This is a genomic window from Pseudomonas sp. BIGb0278 (assembly GCF_024809895.1).
In the GTDB taxonomy this organism is placed as follows: Bacteria; Pseudomonadota; Gammaproteobacteria; order Pseudomonadales; family Pseudomonadaceae; genus Aquipseudomonas; species Aquipseudomonas shirazensis.
The window spans coordinates 133,357-149,382 of sequence record NZ_JANUEL010000008.1; the positions used below are offsets into that span (position 1 = coordinate 133,357).

Below are 16,026 nucleotides of genomic sequence, written 5' to 3' on the forward strand. Positions count from 1 at the left end.
CCCATGAGCCACGTGTTGGACGACCTGGTCGACCTGTTGAGCCTTGAAGCGATCGAGGAAAACCTGTTCCGTGGCCGCAGCCAGGACCTGGGATTTCGCCAGTTGTACGGCGGCCAGGTGCTCGGCCAGGCGCTGTCGGCTGCCAGCCAGACAGTCGAAGACGCCCGCCATGTGCATTCGCTGCATGGCTATTTCTTGCGCCCGGGCGATGCCAGCCTGCCGGTGGTGTATTCGGTTGATCGCGTGCGTGACGGTGGCAGCTTCAGCACCCGTCGGGTGACTGCGATCCAGAAAGGCCACACCATCTTTACCTGCAGCGCCTCGTTCCAGTACGACGAAGAAAGCTTCGAGCACCAGGCGCAGATGCCCGATGTGGTCGGCCCGGAAAACCTCCCCAGCGAAGTCGAACTGGCCAGCGCCATGGCCGAGCAACTGCCCGAGCGCATCCGCGACAAGGTGCTGTGTGATCGGCCGATCGAAGTGCGCCCGGTCACCGAGCGCGATCCGTTCAACCCCAAGCCCGGCGACCCGGTCAAATACGCCTGGTTCCGCACCAGCGGCAGCCTGCCGGACGTGCCCGCGCTGCACAAATACCTGCTTGCCTACGCCTCCGACTTTGGCCTGCTGACCACCGCGCTGCTGCCCCATGCCAAGTCGGTGTGGCAGAGGGACATGCAGATCGCCAGCCTCGATCACTCGCTGTGGTTCCACCGTGACCTGCGCGCCGATGACTGGCTGCTGTATGCCACCGACAGCCCGTGGGCCGGCAACGCCCGTGGCTTCTGCCGCGGCAGCATCTACAACCGCGCCGGGCAACTGGTTGCCTCGTCGGCTCAGGAAGGCCTGATTCGCCATCGCAAGGACTGGTCATGAGCCTCTCGACAGTACGCAACTGGGTGTTCGACATGGACGGCACGCTGACCGTGGCGGTGCATGATTTTGCCGCCATCCGGGTAGCGCTGGGCATTCCGCCCGAGAACGATATTCTTACCCATCTGGCCGCCTTGCCTGCTGCCGAAGCCGAAGCCAAACACGCCTGGTTGCTCGAACACGAGCGTGACCTGGCCGTGGCGTCGACTGCCGCAACGGGCGCGGTCGAGCTGGTGCGCGAGCTGGCCGGGCGTGGTTGCCAGTTGGCGATCCTCACCCGCAATGCCCGCGAGCTGGCCCACGTCACCCTCGAGGCCATCGGCCTTGCCGATTGCTTCGACAAGGAGCTGGTGCTCGGCCGCGACGAAGCCGCGCCCAAGCCAAGCCCCGACGGCCTGCTGAAAATCGCCCAGGCCTGGGACGTCGACCCCAGCGAGCTGGTGATGGTCGGCGACTACCGCATCGACCTGGAATGCGGCCGCACCGCGGGTGCACGCACGGTACTGGTCAACCTGCCGGACAACCCCTGGCCAGAGCTGACCGACTGGCACGCCGCCGACTGCCGCCAGCTGCAGGCGATGCTCGGCTAAGCTGCACAGCCCCCCAACCACTCACAGAGGAACAGCTGCCATGACCAGCAAGGCCATCTACGTTCAGCCCGGCGGCGGTTACGCCAACGTCCAGATCGGCACCTGCGAGGCTGCCGCGCCGCAGGCCGGCGAGATCAGCGTGCGCCTGCACGCCAGCTCGCTCAACTACCATGACTTTGCCGTGGTCAGCGGCATGTGGGGGCCGAGCGAGCGGCGCATTCCGATGGCCGATGGCGCTGGGCAAGTGACGGCGGTGGGCGCGGGCGTCACCGAGTTCAAGGTCGGCGATGCGGTGGTCAGCACGTTCTTCCCCGACTGGCTCGACGGCCAGCCGCTGGTCGAGGGTTTTGCCAGCGTGCCTGGCGATGGTATCGATGGCTATGCGCGCCAGCAGGTTACTGCGCGCGCGACCTCGTTCACCCATGCGCCCAGTGGCTACAGCCATGCCGAGGCCGCTACCCTGACCACGGCAGGGCTGACTGCCTGGCGTGCACTGATGGCCGATGATCAGCTCAAACCCGGCGATAGCGTGCTGGTGCAGGGCACAGGTGGCGTGTCGATCTTTGCCCTGCAGTTCGCCAAGCTGGCCGGCGCTACGGTGATCGCCACCTCATCCAGCGATGCTAAACTGGAGCGGCTCAAGGCGCTGGGCGCCGATCATGTCATCAACTACCGTAGCACCCCGGCCTGGGGCGAGCAGGTGCGCAAGCTGACTGACAATCGCGGCGTCGATCATGTGATCGAAGTCGGCGGCCCGGCCACCCTTGAGCAGTCGATGATCGCGGCGCGGATTGGCGGGCATATCTCGCTGATCGGGATTCTTACCGGCGTCGCCGGGGAGTTGCCATTGGTGCATGCGCTGGTGCGGCAGATTCGTCTGCAAGGCGTGCTGGTCGGCAGCCGCGCGCAGCAGCAGGCGATGGTTCGCGCTATCGACGCCAATGGCTTGCGGCCGGTGGTTGATAAGCACTTCGAGCTGGAACAGATCGTCGAGGCGTTCCAGCATCAGGAAAGCAATCGCCACTTCGGCAAGATCTGTCTGACGTTTTGAGGACGTTGGGGGCTGCTTTGCAGCCCTTTCGCGACACAAGGCCGCTCCTACAGACGACCGCGTACCAACGACTTACGCGGTCACCTGTAGGAGCGGCCTTGTGTCGCGAAAGGGGCGCGAAGCGCCCCCGGCGTCCCCGACTCTTCACTCGGGCAGCAAGCGGTCGCGGCTGTTGGACAGGTGCAGGCAAATCGCTGCCCGCGCCGCATCCGGGTCCTGCCGGCGGATGGCATTGAGGATCGCCTCATGTTCCAGGTTGGCCAGGTAGGCATGCCGGGCCAGCTTGGCGCCTGAGCGCTCATCGGCCGCCATGCGGTTGCGCGGGATCAAGCCGCTGCCCAGTTGCGCCATGGTCTCGCTGAAATACAGGTTGCCGGTGGCCTCGGCGATCAGCAGGTGAAAGCGCCGGTCGGGTTCGATGCAACTGTCGCCGGCGGCGGCGAGGTCCTGATGGTCATCCAGTGCCTGGCGCATGCGCAGCAACTGGCTGTCAGTTCGGCGCAGCGCGGCCAACGCCGCAGCCTGGCCTTCCAGACCAATCCGTAACTCCAGCAGATCACGCACGCTGGCTGCGCTTTCGGCGCCGACGCGCAGGCCGCTTTGTGCCTGGCGTTCGATAACGAAAGTGCCAATGCCATGGCGCGGCTCGACCAGGCCGGAAGCCTGCAACTTGGATAACGCCTCGCGCACCACGGTGCGGCTGACGGCGTGCTCGCGTACCAGGGTGTTTTCCGAGGGCAGCTTGTCGCCGGGCTTGAAGGTGCCGAGCAGAATCTGCTGGGTCAGGCTCGAGACCAGATCATGGGCGCGGCTGTGGCCACGTTTACGCAGGGGATCGATGGCTTCGGGGGCGGTCATGGGCGGCTCCGGAACGGTTCAGACAAGTGCCAGGGGCTCGCGGCGAGATTAGCATCAGAGCTTGTCTGACAAGCTGAAATTTCAATTTATTTTTACCGGTATAAATCCGGCCGGTGCTGTCGTTGTTTAAACCGTATTGATTGTTTTTGACGATTTTATACGTTTTATAAGCTTGTATTTTGCTTTTTGCTGAACGTTAAGCATCTTGTCGTACAACTGCGCGAGGCCTATTCTGGCCTCCACTGGCATGTCAGACAACCAAGCGCGCTACCCGCCGCCGTGACCGCCATCGACCCGCACAAAAACAATTAGTGGGAGATTCTGCAGTGAACGACACCCTCGCTCCGTCCGCACGGCGTGACGACGTGTTGACCAGCGCCGTGGCCAAAGTCAAACGCCACGTCCTGCCGCTGTTCGTCATCATGTTCATCGTCAATTACCTGGACCGCGTCAATATCGGCTTCGTCCGCCCGCACCTGGAGAGCGACCTCGGCATCAGCGCCGCCGCCTACGGCTTTGGCGCCGGGCTGTTCTTTATCGGCTACGCCTTGTTCGAGGTGCCGTCGAACATGCTTCTGCAGCGCGTCGGCGCCCGTGTGTGGCTGACCCGCATCATGTTCACCTGGGGCCTGGTGGCAACCGCCATGGCCTTCGTCCAGACCGAAACCCAGTTCTATGTGCTGCGCTTTTTGCTTGGCGTGGCCGAGGCGGGGTTCTTCCCGGGGGTGATCTATTACTTCACCCGCTGGTTGCCTGCGGCTGAGCGTGGCAAGGCGATTGCGATCTTCCTCAGTGGTTCGGCGGTCGCCTCGCTGATCTCCGGGCCGTTGGCCGGCATGCTCATGCAGATTCAGGGCTTCGGCATGCACGGCTGGCAGTGGATGCTGTTCATCGAAGGCATGGCCTCGGTGTGCCTGACCTTTGTGGTGTGGTTCTGGCTCGACTCCAAACCCCACGACGCCAAGTGGCTGAGCCGTGCCGAGCAGGACGCGCTGGTCGAGACCATCGACCGCGAGCAGCGTGAGCGCGAGGCGAGCGGGGTGGTCAAGACCTCGGCCTGGCGCCTGCTCAAGGACCGGCAGATTCTGCTGTTTTGCGGCATCTACTTCTGCATCCAGCTGACCATTTACGCCGCGACCTTCTGGCTGCCGAGCATCATCAAGCGCATGGGTGATCTGTCCGACATCCAGGTCGGCTTCTTCAACTCGATCCCGTGGCTGATCTCGATCATCGCCATGTATGCCTTCGCCGCCGGTTCTGCCCGCTGGAAGTTCCAGCAAGCGTGGGTCGCCGCGGCGCTGATCATCGCCGCCATCGGCATGTTCATGTCCACCACCGGTGGCCCGGTGTTCGCCTTTGTCGCGGTGTGCTTTGCCGCCATCGGCTTCAAGTCGGCTTCGGCGCTGTTCTGGCCGATCCCGCAGGGCTACCTGGATGCGCGCATCGCCGCGGCGGTGATCGCCTTGATCAACTCGGTCGGCAACCTCGGCGGCTTTGTCGCGCCAACCACCTTCGGCTTGCTCGAGCAGCACACCGGCTCGATCCAGGGCGGCCTGTATGGCCTGGCGGTGACCTCGGTACTGGCGGCGATCGTGGTGTTCTTCGTGCGCACCGGCCCCAAGGCCAACACGCCCAATGACCTCAAACCGCAGTCGGCCCTGAGCCAGACCCACTGACCCGGCAGGACAACAATAATGACTATGCATAACCCAGCAGACACCTTGAACGCCACCCAGGCTCACAATGGCACCCCAGTGGTCACCGATTTGCGCGTGGTGCCGGTAGCCGGCCACGACAGCATGCTGCTCAACCTCAGCGGCGCCCATGGCCCGTACTTCACGCGCAATATCGTCGTGCTGCGCGACAGCGCCGGCAACACCGGCGTGGGCGAAGTACCTGGTGGCGAGACCATCCGCCAGACCCTCGAAGACGCTCGCAGCCTGGTAGTCGGCCAGCCCATCGGCCATTACCAGCGCGTGCTCAACGCCATGCGCCAGACCTTTGCCGGGCGCGACGTTGGCGGCCGCGGCCTGCAAACCTTCGACCTGCGCATTACCGTACACGCGGTGACGGCCATCGAGTCAGCGCTGCTCGACCTGCTCGGCCAGCACCTCGGCGTGCCCATCGCCGCCTTGCTCGGTGAAGGCCAGCAGCGCGATGCGGTGAAAATGCTCGGCTACCTGTTCTACATCGGCGACCGCCAGCAGACCGATCTGGCCTACCGTAACGAACACAATGCCGATGACGACTGGCTGCGCCTGCGGCACGAAAAAGCCATGACCCCAGAAGCGATCGTGCGCCTGGCCGAGGCCGCCAAGGCCCGCTACGGATTCAGCGACTTCAAGCTCAAGGGTGGGGTATTGCGCGGCGAGGATGAGATCGAAGCGGTTACCGCCCTGGCCGAACACTTCCCGCAAGCGCGCATCACCCTCGACCCCAACGGCGCCTGGTCACTCAAGCAAGCGATTGCCCTGTGCCGTGACCAGCACCATGTGCTGGCCTACGCCGAAGACCCTTGCGGAGCCGAAAACGGTTACTCCGGGCGTGAGGTGATGGCCGAGTTCCGCCGCGCCACCGGGCTGCCGACCGCGACCAACATGATCGCCACCGACTGGCGGCAGATGGGCCATGCGATCCAGCTGCAGTCGGTGGATATCCCGCTGGCCGATCCGCACTTCTGGACCATGCAAGGCTCGGTGCGCGTCGCGCAGATGTGCCATGACTGGGGCCTGACCTGGGGTTCGCATTCGAACAACCACTTTGATATTTCCCTGGCGATGTTCACTCAGGTGGCGGCCGCGGCGCCGGGGGAAATCACGGCAATTGATACTCACTGGATCTGGCAGGACGGCCAGCGTTTGACCCGTGAGCCGCTGCGGATTATCGATGGCCATGTGCGCGTGCCGGCGCGACCGGGGTTGGGGGTGGAGCTGGATGAAGATCAGTTGGCCAAGGCGCATGAGTGCTATCGCAACATGGGTTTGGGTGCGCGGGATGATGGGGTGGCGATGCAGTACCTGATTCCGGGCTGGAAATTCGATAACAAGCGGCCTTGCCTGGTGCGCTAGAAGACCGTGTAGCATTCCAGCGACGCGGTCTTTGTAGGAGCGCCCCGGCAAGGCCGCTCCTACACAGACCGCGCATCATCGGCAATCCACGGCTGTACCCGACAGAAAACCCTGTCCGTTGCTACCCCTCCAGCGCGCCATGGCGCAATCAGATATGCCATTCACGACATTTGCCGCGATTCGATATCCGCTGTCGTGATCGCGCACCTGCAAGGCGGTCTCGCATAATTTCCAGCCGCTCTGGCCCGGTTAAATGGCTGTGCATTCGAGCTGGCGCGCTGCTCTGCAAAGCGTGTAAAACGTCCCGCCAAGAGCACAAGAAATGTGCCTACCCCCTTGTATTCGAAGGAGATTATTTTCGCCTACGCCTGCCCGTCCTTCCTTGTGTCAGCAAAAAGAGAACAAGATCAATGAACACCGTGGGATCTGCTGGAAGTAACCTCGCGCAAGGGTTCAAACCCCGTCACGTCACGATGCTGTCCATCGCCGGCATTATCGGAGCGGGGCTCTTCGTCGGCTCCGGGCATGCCATTGCGGCAGCCGGCCCAGCCACCATTATTTCTTATTTCGTTGCCGGTACCCTGGTGGTGCTGGTGATGCGCATGCTCGGCGAAATGGCCGTCGCGCACCCCGACACCGGTTCGTTTTCAACCTACGCCGACCAGGCCATCGGCCGCTGGGCCGGCTACACCATCGGCTGGCTGTACTGGTGGTTCTGGGTACTGGTGATCCCCATCGAAGCCCTTGCCGCCGGGCATGTGCTCAACGCCTGGTTCCCACAGGTGGACAGTTGGATCTTTGCCCTGGCCTCGATCATTCTGCTGGCCGGCACCAACCTGTTCAGCGTGGCCAAGTACGGCGAGTTCGAGTTCTGGTTTGCCATCCTCAAGGTTGTGGCCATTCTTGGCTTTATCGGGCTGGGCTTTGCGGCGCTGCTGGGCTGGCTGCCCAATCGCGAAGTCAGCGGCCTCAGCACGCTGGTCGACGAGTACGGCGGCTTCGCACCAAAAGGCTGGTCGGCCGTGATCGGCGCGTTCATCACCGTGATGTTCAGCTTTATCGGCACCGAGGCCGTAACCATCGCCGCCTCCGAGTCCAGCGACCCGTCGCGCAACATCGCCAAGGCCACCCGCTCGGTGATCTGGCGGATCAGCACCTTCTATATCCTGTCGATCTTCGTGATCATCTCGATCGTGCCGTGGAATGACCCGCAACTGGCGGTGGTAGGCTCGTACCAGCGCGCCCTGGAAATCATGAACATCCCCAACGCTGCGTTCATGGTCGACTTCGTGGTGCTGGTCGCCGTGGCCAGCTGCATGAACTCGTCGATCTACATCGCCTCACGGATGATGTATTCGCTGGCCAAACGCGGTGACGCCCCGGCTCTGCTGAAAAACACCTCGAAGGTCGGCGTGCCGCGTGCCGCTGTGTTCGGCAGCACCTTGATCGGCGCGGCGATTGCGATCCTCAATTACTTCGCTCCGGCCGGTGTGTTCGAGTTCTTGCTGGCCAGCTCCGGGGCCATCGCGCTACTGGTGTACATGGTCATCGCCATCTCGCAGTTGCGCATGCGCCGCCGCCTGGAGCGGGAGAACACCGAGCTCAAGTTCCGCATGTGGCTGTTCCCGTACCTGACCTGGCTGGTGATCATCTTCATCGCCGCAGCCTTGAGCGTGATGATGTACACCCCCGAGCATCGCGCTGAAGTGTCGGCAACCCTGGGCCTGGCAATTGCCATCTCGTTCCTTGGCATCATCACTACCCGCGGCCACGCCCGCACCGCCGCAGCCAAGGCGCTGCCCCTGTAGGAGCGGCCTTGCCGGAGCGCCGGACCGGTCGGAAAGGCCAGCGCAGCTGGCCCGGCGATGTTGGCGGCGAAGCGGAAAATTTGGGGCCGCTACGCGACCCTTTCGCGACACGAGGCCGCTCCTACAGGGATCCGTGCATGGCATTGCTGTGCGCGGTCTGGAGTGGCTTTGTCAGTGCCCTCAGCTTGCCCCCAGAACTCATGCGGCAATTGCCCCCGGACCTGACCTGGCTGGTGATCATCTTCATCGCAGCCGCCCTGAGAATGATGATGTACACCCCCGAGCACCGCGCAGATAACAGGCGTAAAGAGTCGATGGCCGTGATGTATCCGTGCCATCACTTTTTTCGTACACTCCGCGCACTGAGTTCGCAATGGAGTGCGCAACATGCGTCGTGCTGCTGGATTGGCCGTGGTTATGGGTATGTTGTATCTGGTGCCGGCGCTGGCCAGCGAACCTGCAAAAGATCCGCTGCTGGACGCGCCCCAGGCCACTGCGCAAGCGGCACCGGCCAGCGCTCGTGGCGTGCTCAGGGCGCGCGACCAGGCGGTGCTGTCGAGCGAACTGGCCGGGCGCATCGTCGAGATGCCTTACGGCGACGGTGAAGCGTTCCAGAAGGGCAGTGTGCTGGCGCGCTTCGATTGCAGCGCCTATCAAGCCCAGCTCAATGCCGCTCAGGCCGCCGTGCGCGCCGCCCGCGAAGAACTCAATCACAACAAGCAACTGGCCGCGCTGAAGTCGGTCGGCCAGTTTGCCGTGTCGTTGGCCGAAGCCAAGCAAGCGCAGGCGCAGGCCGAGGCGCAGGTCTACCAGGTGCAGGTCAAACGCTGCGTGATCACCGCGCCGTTCGATGGCCGGGTAGTGCAGCGCCGCGCCCAGCCGCACGAAAGCGTCGCCAGCGGCACGCCGCTACTGGAAGTGGTCGACAACCGCTCGCTGGAGATTCAGGTGCTGGTGCCGTCGCGCTGGCTCGGCCGGCTCAAGCCTGGGCAAGCCTTTGAGTTCGTCCCCGATGAAACCGGCCAGCCGCTGCAGGCTCAGGTCAAGCGGGTTGGCGCGCGCATCGATGAAGGCAGCCAGACCTTGCTGCTGATCGGCACATTGCCGCAACAGGCCCCCGGGTTGCTGGCCGGCATGAGCGGTTCGGCGCACTTCGCGGAGCTGCAATGACCGCGGCGGCGGGCGGCGCTGTCGAGCGCGCGTTCGCTGTATTTCTCGGCTTGCAGCGCCAGGCCCGGCAGGCGGCCACGGCCGAGCAGTTGGGCTTCACCATGGTCAACGATGGCCAGGCCTTGTTTGGTTTTCGCCATGCCGCGCTGTTGATCGCGGGCAAGGTGCAGGCGCTGACCGGCATCAGCGTGGTCGAGGCCAACGCGCCGTTCGTGGCGTTCGTCGAGCGCGCCGCCGCCAGCTTGCGCAGCCGTGGCGCCGAGGCCGGGCCGGTTGATCCGGCTGAGCTGGACGAGCAGACGGTCGGTGAGTGGCAGGCGCTGTCAGCCGCCCACGCCTGCTGGTTACCGCTGAACGATCGCCAGGGGGAAACTTTCGGTGGCCTGTGGCTGGCCCGCGAGCAGCCGTTCAGCGAGGCCGAGCTGACCTTGCTCGGGCAACTGGCCGAGACATACGCGCATGCCTGGTTGGCGTTGCGCCCGGGCAAGCCTTGGCGGCTGCGCTGGCCACGGCGGCGCATTGCCATGGTGCTTGGCGCAGCTTTGCTGGTGCTACTGGTACCGGTGCGCCAGGCCGTGCTGGCCCCCGCTGAAGTGGTGCCGTTGGGCGGCCGTGTGGTGGCCGCGCCGCTGGATGGGGTGGTGGCCGAGATCCTGGTCAAACCCAACCAGCGGGTGGAGGCGGGCGAGCTGTTGGCGCGGCTCGACGCTACCACCCTCAAGGCCCAGGCCGATGTCGCCGAACGCTCGCTGGACGTGGCCGAGGCTGAACTCAAGGCCAGCACCCAGCGTGCGTTCTCCGATGCGCAGTCCAATGCCCGCCTCGATCTGCTCGCCGCGCGGGTAGAGCAGAAACGCGCCGAGCTCGACTATGCCCGGCAACTGCTGGCGCGCAGCGAGATTCGCGCCGAACGCGCCGGCATCGCGGTATTTGCCGATGCCGAGCGCTGGACTGGCAAGCCGGTGCAGACCGGTGAACGGCTGATGCAGATTGCCGACCCCAATCAGGCGCAGCTTCGTATGGAGCTGCCGGTGGGCGATGCCATCGCCTTGCAGCCCGGCGCTGAAGTGGCGCTGTTTCTCGACAGTGACCCGTTGCAGCGTCACGTCGCCAGCCTGGAACGTGCGGCCTATGAAGCGCAGTTGACCGCCGCCGGGCAACTGGCCTATCGGCTGGATGCCAGTTTTGCCGACAGCCCGCCGCGCATTGGCCTGCGCGGCACGGCCAAGCTCTATGGCGCGCGGGCGCCGCTGGTGTATTACCTGCTGCGTAAACCGCTGGCCGCGCTGCGCCAAGGGCTGGGTGTTTGATGCTGCCGGCACTGCGTGCAGACCTGCAGCTGTCAGCGGCCGCCCCGGCGTTCGATGGCGCGCCGCAATGGACCCTGGCCGACCCGCTGCGCGGGCGTTATTTCAAGTTGGGCAGCCCGGCGGTGCGGTTGCTGCGGCACTGGGCGCTGGGTGATCCGCAGCGGGTGTTGGCAGCTGCCAATGCCGAGCCAGGGATCCCCCTGCAGGAAGGTTTGTTGGAAGAGCTGCTGACATTTCTTGGCCAGCACGACCTGATCGCCGCACTCGACCCGCGCCAGCGCGCCAGCTATGGCCTCAAGGCCGCCGGTAGCCGGCAGAGCCTGGGTACCCGGGTGCTGCACCAGTACCTGTTTTTCCGCATCCCGCTGTGGCGTCCGGATGCTTTCCTCAATCGTGCCTGGCCAGTGCTTGAGCGTAATGGTGGCTGGATCCTGCGCTATTGCCTGCCGCTGCTGTTCATCCTCGGCCTGTTTCTGGTGATGCGTGACTGGTCGCGATTTATCGCGACCTTTCCGCACCTGTTCAGCTTCGGCGGGGTGTTGGCGTTTGGCGTGGCGTTGACGTTCGCCAAGCTGCTGCATGAATTTGGCCATGCATTCATGGCCAAGCGCGCAGGCTGTCGAGTGCAGAGCATGGGGCTGGCGTTCATGGTGTTGCTGCCGATGTTCTACACCGATGTCAGCGATGCCTGGCGGGTCAGTGACCGTCGCTCGCGCTTGCTGATCGATGCCGGTGGCGTGTTTGCCGAACTGGTGCTGGCAGTGTTGGCCCTGCTGGCCTGGTCGTTGCTGCCGGACGGGCCGGCGCGCACGGCGGCATTCATGCTGGCCACTGCAACCTGGGTGACGACTTTGCTGATCAACCTGAACCCATTCATGCGCTTTGATGGATATTTTCTGGTCAGCGACCTGTGGGGCGTGGAGAACCTGCAGAACCGCTCGTTTGCGTTGTGCCGCTGGCAGCTGCGCGAGACGCTGTTCGGCTACGGCGACCCTGCGCCGGAGCCGTGGCCGACGTTGATGCGCCGACGTTTGCTGGTGTGGGGCTACTGCTCGTGGGTCTGGCGCGCAGTGCTGTTTTTTGGTATCGCCCTGGCGGTCTATCACCTGTTCTTCAAGGTGCTGGGGATATTTCTGATGGCGGTGGAGCTGGTCTGGTTCATCGGCCTGCCGGTGTACAAAGAGCTGCGCCACTGGTGGCAGCGGCGCGCTCAGGCGACCCCGCACAAGTTGTTCTGGTTAGGCGCCGGTTTGCTGGCCGTGCTGGCGGTGTTGCTGCTGCCGTGGCGCACCGCAGTCGAAGTGCCGGCAGTGCTGGAAGCCTCACGAACTTCGGCATTGCACGCGCCGGTCGCCGCCCGCCTGACCGCGCTGCATGTGCAGGATGGCCAGGTAGTCAGCCAAGGCCAGTTGCTGCTGGAACTGGAGTCGCCCGATCTGGATTCACGGCAGGTGATCGTACGCCGGGAAATCGAGATTCTGCAGTTGCTGTCACGGCGTCAGGCCAGCCGCAGCGAAACCGCAGGTGATGCGGGCATTCTGGAGCAGCAACTGGCCGAGGCGGTCGCCGAGTACCGCGGCCTGGCGGCTCAGCGCGAGCGCCTGCAGATCCGCGCGCCGCAAGCGGGGGTAATGCGCGACCTGCCGCCTGAGTTGACGCCCGGGCTGTGGCTCAGCCCGAGCCAGACCCTCGGCCGAATCGTCGAGCCTGGCGTGCGATTGCGGGGTTATCTGGCCGAAGCCTCGCTGTGGCGGGTCGCGCCTGGCAGCACCGGGCGCTTCATTGCCGATGATCCGGCGCGGGCGGCTATCGAGGTGCGTCTGGACACAATCGACGCCACCGGCGTTAGCTATGTCGAGCTTGAAGCGCTCACCTCCGATCATCACGGCCCGATTGCCGTACGCCGCGACACTCAGCACCGCGCCGAGCCGGTCCAGGCCCAATATGGCGTGCGCCTGAGCCCGCTGAGTGACATAGCGGAAGTCGACCAGCCACGGCGCGGCGTGGTGGTGCTGGAGGGTGCTGGCGAGTCGTTGCTCGGTGGTCTGTGGCGACGCCTGGCAGCGCTGGGTGTGCGCGAAAGCGGTTTCTAGAGTTGTGCTCAACGGTAAGGAGTGACCATGCCTGAAGTCCCGCTGCCCCTGTGTTCGCGGTTGCCACTGGCGGTAGATCTGGCCGCGCTGTTGCAGGCCCTGGCGCAAGTCGACAGTGGCCTCTGGCGAGGCCACTTCAACACCGCTTATCACCAGGGTGACTGGAGTGGCATCGACCTGATCGCCGCCGCCGATGCGCACCTGCCGCTGGCGCCCGGTGCCGGTGCGCCGGTGCAGCAGCAGACCTGGCAGCACGAGCCCGCCTGGCATAGCCTGCGCGAAAGCCTGGGCAGTGATTTGCGCGCGGCGCGGTTGCTGCGCCTGGGGCCGGGCGCGCGGATTCATGAGCACCGCGACCCTGATCTTGGCCGCCCCGACGGCTGCCTGCGCCTGCATGTACCGTTACTCAGCCCGGCCGGGGTGGAGTTTTTGCTCGATGACCAGCAGGTGCCGATGCAGCCTGGTGAATGCTGGTTCCTCGACCTGTCGCGGCCGCATCGGGTCGACAACTGCAGCGAGGCCGAGCGGATCAATCTGGTCCTTGACTGCGAGCCAACGCCAGCCTTGCTCAGCCTGATCGAGCAAGGCCTTGAGCAAACTCCGCAGTTGCAGGCGAGTCGCGCCGGGCAAGCCTTTGCCCAGTTCAGGCTGCTGCTGACGGCGCGGCCCGAGCTGGCCGCGAGCCTGCAGGCGCTGACCGAGCCGCAGGCATTCATCGAGCACACCCGGCAGATGGGCGCCGCAGCGGGCCTGTATTTCGCCGAGGCAGACGTGCGCAGCGCGATGCGCCAAGGCAAACAAGCATGGAACGACCAATGGCGAGTGTGAACCCCGAACTGGATTTTACCGGCTGGCTGCCGATCCGCACTTGGCAGCGCGCCGGCGAGTGGCGGGTCGACTGGTGCTGGTTTGGCCAGCAGCGCCTGACCAGGCCGTTTTTGCGTGACGACGTCGATGCCGCGCTGCGCCTGCCGGTCAACCAGGCGTTTCGCCGCGAAACCGGCCTCCAGGCGTTGCTCGACTGGCAGCAGCGCAGCCCGGGCATCAGTCCCAGCGCGCTGGTGTTTCATGCCTCGCGGTGTGGCTCGACGCTGATCGCACAACTGCTGGCGGGGCTTGAGCGCAACATCGTGCTGTCAGAGCCGCCACCGCTGGACAACCTGCTGCGCGCGCATCTTGTGGATGCCGACGCCAGCGCCTGGCAGCCGCGCGCGCTGTCGGCGTTGTTGTCTGCCTATGGCCAGCGCCGCCGCGGTGACGAGCAGCAGTTGCTGATCAAGCTGGATGCCTGGAACGTGTTCGAGGGCGCGCAACTGTGCACGTTGTACCCAGACACACCACGGATTTTTCTCTACCGCGACCCCTTGGAAATCGTCGTTTCGCAGATGCGTCAGGCCGGCATGCAGCGGGTGCCAGGCCTGCTCGGCGTGACCGCGCTGGATCAACTGCTGCCGGACGCAGCAGGCTTGGACCCGCTGCAGTACACCTGCCGGATGATCGCCGAAGTGCTGTGCGCGGGCCTTGAGCTGTGCCAGCGCCACGGTGCGGTCGCGGTCAACTACAACGAGCTGCCGCACGCCTGTTGGGGGCGACTCGCGCCGCTGTTCGCGGTCACTGCCGAGGACCACGCGCAGTTGCAGCAGACTGCCGCATTCGATGCCAAGCAGCCGCACATGGCCTTCACTGCGGACAGCCAGCGCAAGCGGGATGACGCCAGCCCCGAGGTACGTCAGGCGGTCACTCGCTGGGCGGCTGATGCGTATATTTCCTTGGAATCCATTCGCTTGCAGCGCAGCTGAAGCAAGGTGTCAAAAAGGCCTCAAACAGGCGTTTGATAAAATAGTGGCATTTGGCTTCTTCTGCGCTAGCAGGCGGGCTGGCAGTTCGGCTACGCTGCCGCCCATATTGTCTGACAGTCCATCATGGAAGCGCGCCCCGGCTTGGGGAAACATTGCACGGAAGCAATCCCGCCATGTCATCGCCCGAGGTTTCTCTTCGTCCGTGTGTGGACGCCGACCTGGCGTTCCTGAGTGCCCTGTACGCGCACACCCGCTCGGCTGAAATGGCCCAGCTGGGCTGGCCAGCGGCTGCGGTCGAGGCCTTTGTTGCCCAGCAATTCGCGGCTCAGATGCAGCACTACCAAAGCCACTATGGCGACGCCCAGCAGATGATCATCGAGGCGGCTGGTGAACCTGTCGGCCGCGCTTATCTGCACTGGAGCGCAGCCCAGCTGCACATCATCGACATCAGTTTGCTGCCGGCCTGGCAAGGGCAGGGCATCGGTACCCGGCTGCTCGGCCAATGGCTGGCCCGCGCCGATGCCAGCGGCTTGCTCGTCAGCCTGCAGGTGCTGGCCGGCAATCCGGCACAGCGGCTGTACCTGCGTCACGGTTTTCAAGCGAGCGCGGATGACGGCTTGTATCTGCACATGCAGCGCCAACCTTTGCTCAGCGCAGCGTAAGTAATCATTTTTGCGGGCCATCTGGCCCGGGTTTCCCATGCAGTCAAAGGAGCGCAGTAAATGGATCCGTTTCTTGGTGAAGTCAGAATGTTTGCCGGCAATTTCGCGCCACGTGGCTGGGCATTCTGCCAAGGGCAACTGCTGCCAATTCGGCAGTACACGGCGTTGTTCTCTCTATTGGGCACCGCTTACGGTGGCGACGGTGTAAACACCTTCGGCTTGCCCGACTTGCGCGGTCGATCGCCGATCGGCACCGGCCAAGGCCCTGGCTTGGCTGGCGTCGACATCGGCGAAAAAGCGGGCAGCGAATCGGTGAGCCTCACCGCGAACAACTTCCCGCCGATGGCAGTCAACCTGGCAGCGGTGAGGGCCACAGTTGCTGTGCCGGTATCCAACGGTGACGCTGACAGCAACCTGCCTGCGACGAACCGTGTGCTGGCCAAATCGGTGGATGCCGACGGTAGTGGTGTGAATGTGAGTATCTACAGCGAAAGCGCCGCCACGACCACGCTCGCACCGTTCCAGGCGCCACTGTCCGGGGTGGCCACGATTGGCGGCGCTTCGATCCCGGTCAGCTTGCGCGACCCTTATCTGGGCGTGAGCATGATCATTGCGACCGAAGGTATTTTCCCGTCGCGCAACTAAGCCCGGCTGGTACGGCGCCTGCCGCAGCAAGGGTGCTGCGGCAGGCGCCCTTAACTTCCCAAGGACATTGCCGGTTTCCGTCAGGAGGCCGGCTGGAAACAC

At 64.4% G+C, this 16,026-nt stretch carries 14 protein-coding genes; 13 read left to right on the forward strand and 1 reads right to left on the reverse strand.

Annotated features, from left to right (window positions below; genetic code table 11):
* Positions 1-3 precede the first annotated feature (3 nt).
* From tesB to M2396_RS22445, 3 genes are read left to right on the forward strand one after another with little or no spacing between them, the layout of a single operon-like run.
* Positions 4-873, forward strand: a complete 870-nt coding sequence (tesB, locus tag M2396_RS22435; protein ID WP_259078824.1) for an acyl-CoA thioesterase II — start codon at positions 4-6, stop codon at positions 871-873.
* The gene (locus M2396_RS22440) at positions 870-1,460 is read left to right on the forward strand and encodes an HAD family hydrolase (protein ID WP_259078825.1); all 591 of its coding nucleotides are present in this window, start codon (positions 870-872) and stop codon (positions 1,458-1,460) included. The genes tesB and M2396_RS22440 overlap by 4 nt, the downstream gene beginning before the upstream one ends.
* Positions 1,461-1,500: 40 nt before the next feature.
* Positions 1,501-2,511, forward strand: a complete 1,011-nt coding sequence (locus tag M2396_RS22445; protein ID WP_259078827.1) for an NAD(P)-dependent alcohol dehydrogenase — start codon at positions 1,501-1,503, stop codon at positions 2,509-2,511.
* A gap of 144 nt (positions 2,512-2,655) precedes the next feature.
* On the opposite strand, the gene M2396_RS22450 is transcribed toward M2396_RS22445, so the two are convergent.
* The gene (locus M2396_RS22450; RefSeq protein ID WP_259078828.1) at positions 2,656-3,369 is read right to left on the reverse strand and encodes a FadR/GntR family transcriptional regulator; all 714 of its coding nucleotides are present in this window, start codon (positions 3,367-3,369) and stop codon (positions 2,656-2,658) included.
* Between the two features lie 326 nt (positions 3,370-3,695).
* Between M2396_RS22450 and M2396_RS22455 the strand changes: the two genes are divergently transcribed.
* The 10 genes from M2396_RS22455 to M2396_RS22500 all read left to right on the forward strand — a co-directional run bounded on the left by M2396_RS22455 (position 3,696) and on the right by M2396_RS22500 (position 15,924).
* Positions 3,696-5,045, forward strand: coding sequence for an MFS transporter (locus tag M2396_RS22455; protein ID WP_101322220.1), 1,350 nt, complete (start codon positions 3,696-3,698; stop codon positions 5,043-5,045).
* Positions 5,046-5,069: 24 nt separating this feature from the next.
* Positions 5,070-6,437 carry a glucarate dehydratase gene (gene gudD, locus M2396_RS22460; protein ID WP_259078889.1) on the forward strand — a complete coding sequence of 456 codons (1,368 nt, stop codon included), beginning with the start codon at positions 5,070-5,072 and terminating at the stop codon, positions 6,435-6,437.
* Positions 6,438-6,847: 410 nt separating this feature from the next.
* Positions 6,848-8,245, forward strand: a complete 1,398-nt coding sequence (gene gabP, locus M2396_RS22465; RefSeq protein WP_101322219.1) for a GABA permease — start codon at positions 6,848-6,850, stop codon at positions 8,243-8,245.
* Between the two features lie 387 nt (positions 8,246-8,632).
* Positions 8,633-9,415 carry an efflux RND transporter periplasmic adaptor subunit gene (locus M2396_RS22470; protein ID WP_259078829.1) on the forward strand — a complete coding sequence of 261 codons (783 nt, stop codon included), beginning with the start codon at positions 8,633-8,635 and terminating at the stop codon, positions 9,413-9,415.
* On the forward strand, positions 9,412-10,725 hold the full coding sequence (locus tag M2396_RS22475; RefSeq protein ID WP_259078830.1) for an efflux RND transporter periplasmic adaptor subunit: 1,314 nt from the start codon (positions 9,412-9,414) through the stop codon (positions 10,723-10,725). Before M2396_RS22470 ends, M2396_RS22475 begins: the two co-directional genes overlap by 4 nt.
* Positions 10,722-12,818 carry a biotin/lipoyl-binding protein gene (locus tag M2396_RS22480; RefSeq protein ID WP_259078831.1) on the forward strand — a complete coding sequence of 699 codons (2,097 nt, stop codon included), beginning with the start codon at positions 10,722-10,724 and terminating at the stop codon, positions 12,816-12,818. The genes M2396_RS22475 and M2396_RS22480 overlap by 4 nt, the downstream gene beginning before the upstream one ends.
* A 27-nt stretch (positions 12,819-12,845) precedes the next feature.
* The gene (locus tag M2396_RS22485) at positions 12,846-13,646 is read left to right on the forward strand and encodes an aspartyl/asparaginyl beta-hydroxylase domain-containing protein (RefSeq protein ID WP_259078832.1); all 801 of its coding nucleotides are present in this window, start codon (positions 12,846-12,848) and stop codon (positions 13,644-13,646) included.
* Positions 13,634-14,617, forward strand: coding sequence for a sulfotransferase family protein (locus tag M2396_RS22490; RefSeq protein WP_259078833.1), 984 nt, complete (start codon positions 13,634-13,636; stop codon positions 14,615-14,617). The genes M2396_RS22485 and M2396_RS22490 overlap by 13 nt, the downstream gene beginning before the upstream one ends.
* Positions 14,618-14,790: 173 nt before the next feature.
* Positions 14,791-15,279 (forward strand): GNAT family N-acetyltransferase, encoded by a 489-nt coding sequence (locus M2396_RS22495; protein ID WP_259078834.1) that lies wholly within the window; start codon positions 14,791-14,793, stop codon positions 15,277-15,279.
* Between the two features lie 60 nt (positions 15,280-15,339).
* Positions 15,340-15,924: a phage tail protein gene (locus M2396_RS22500; protein WP_101322212.1), complete on the forward strand. Its 585-nt coding sequence runs from the start codon at positions 15,340-15,342 to the stop codon at positions 15,922-15,924.
* The last annotated feature ends 102 nt before the right edge of the window (positions 15,925-16,026 follow it).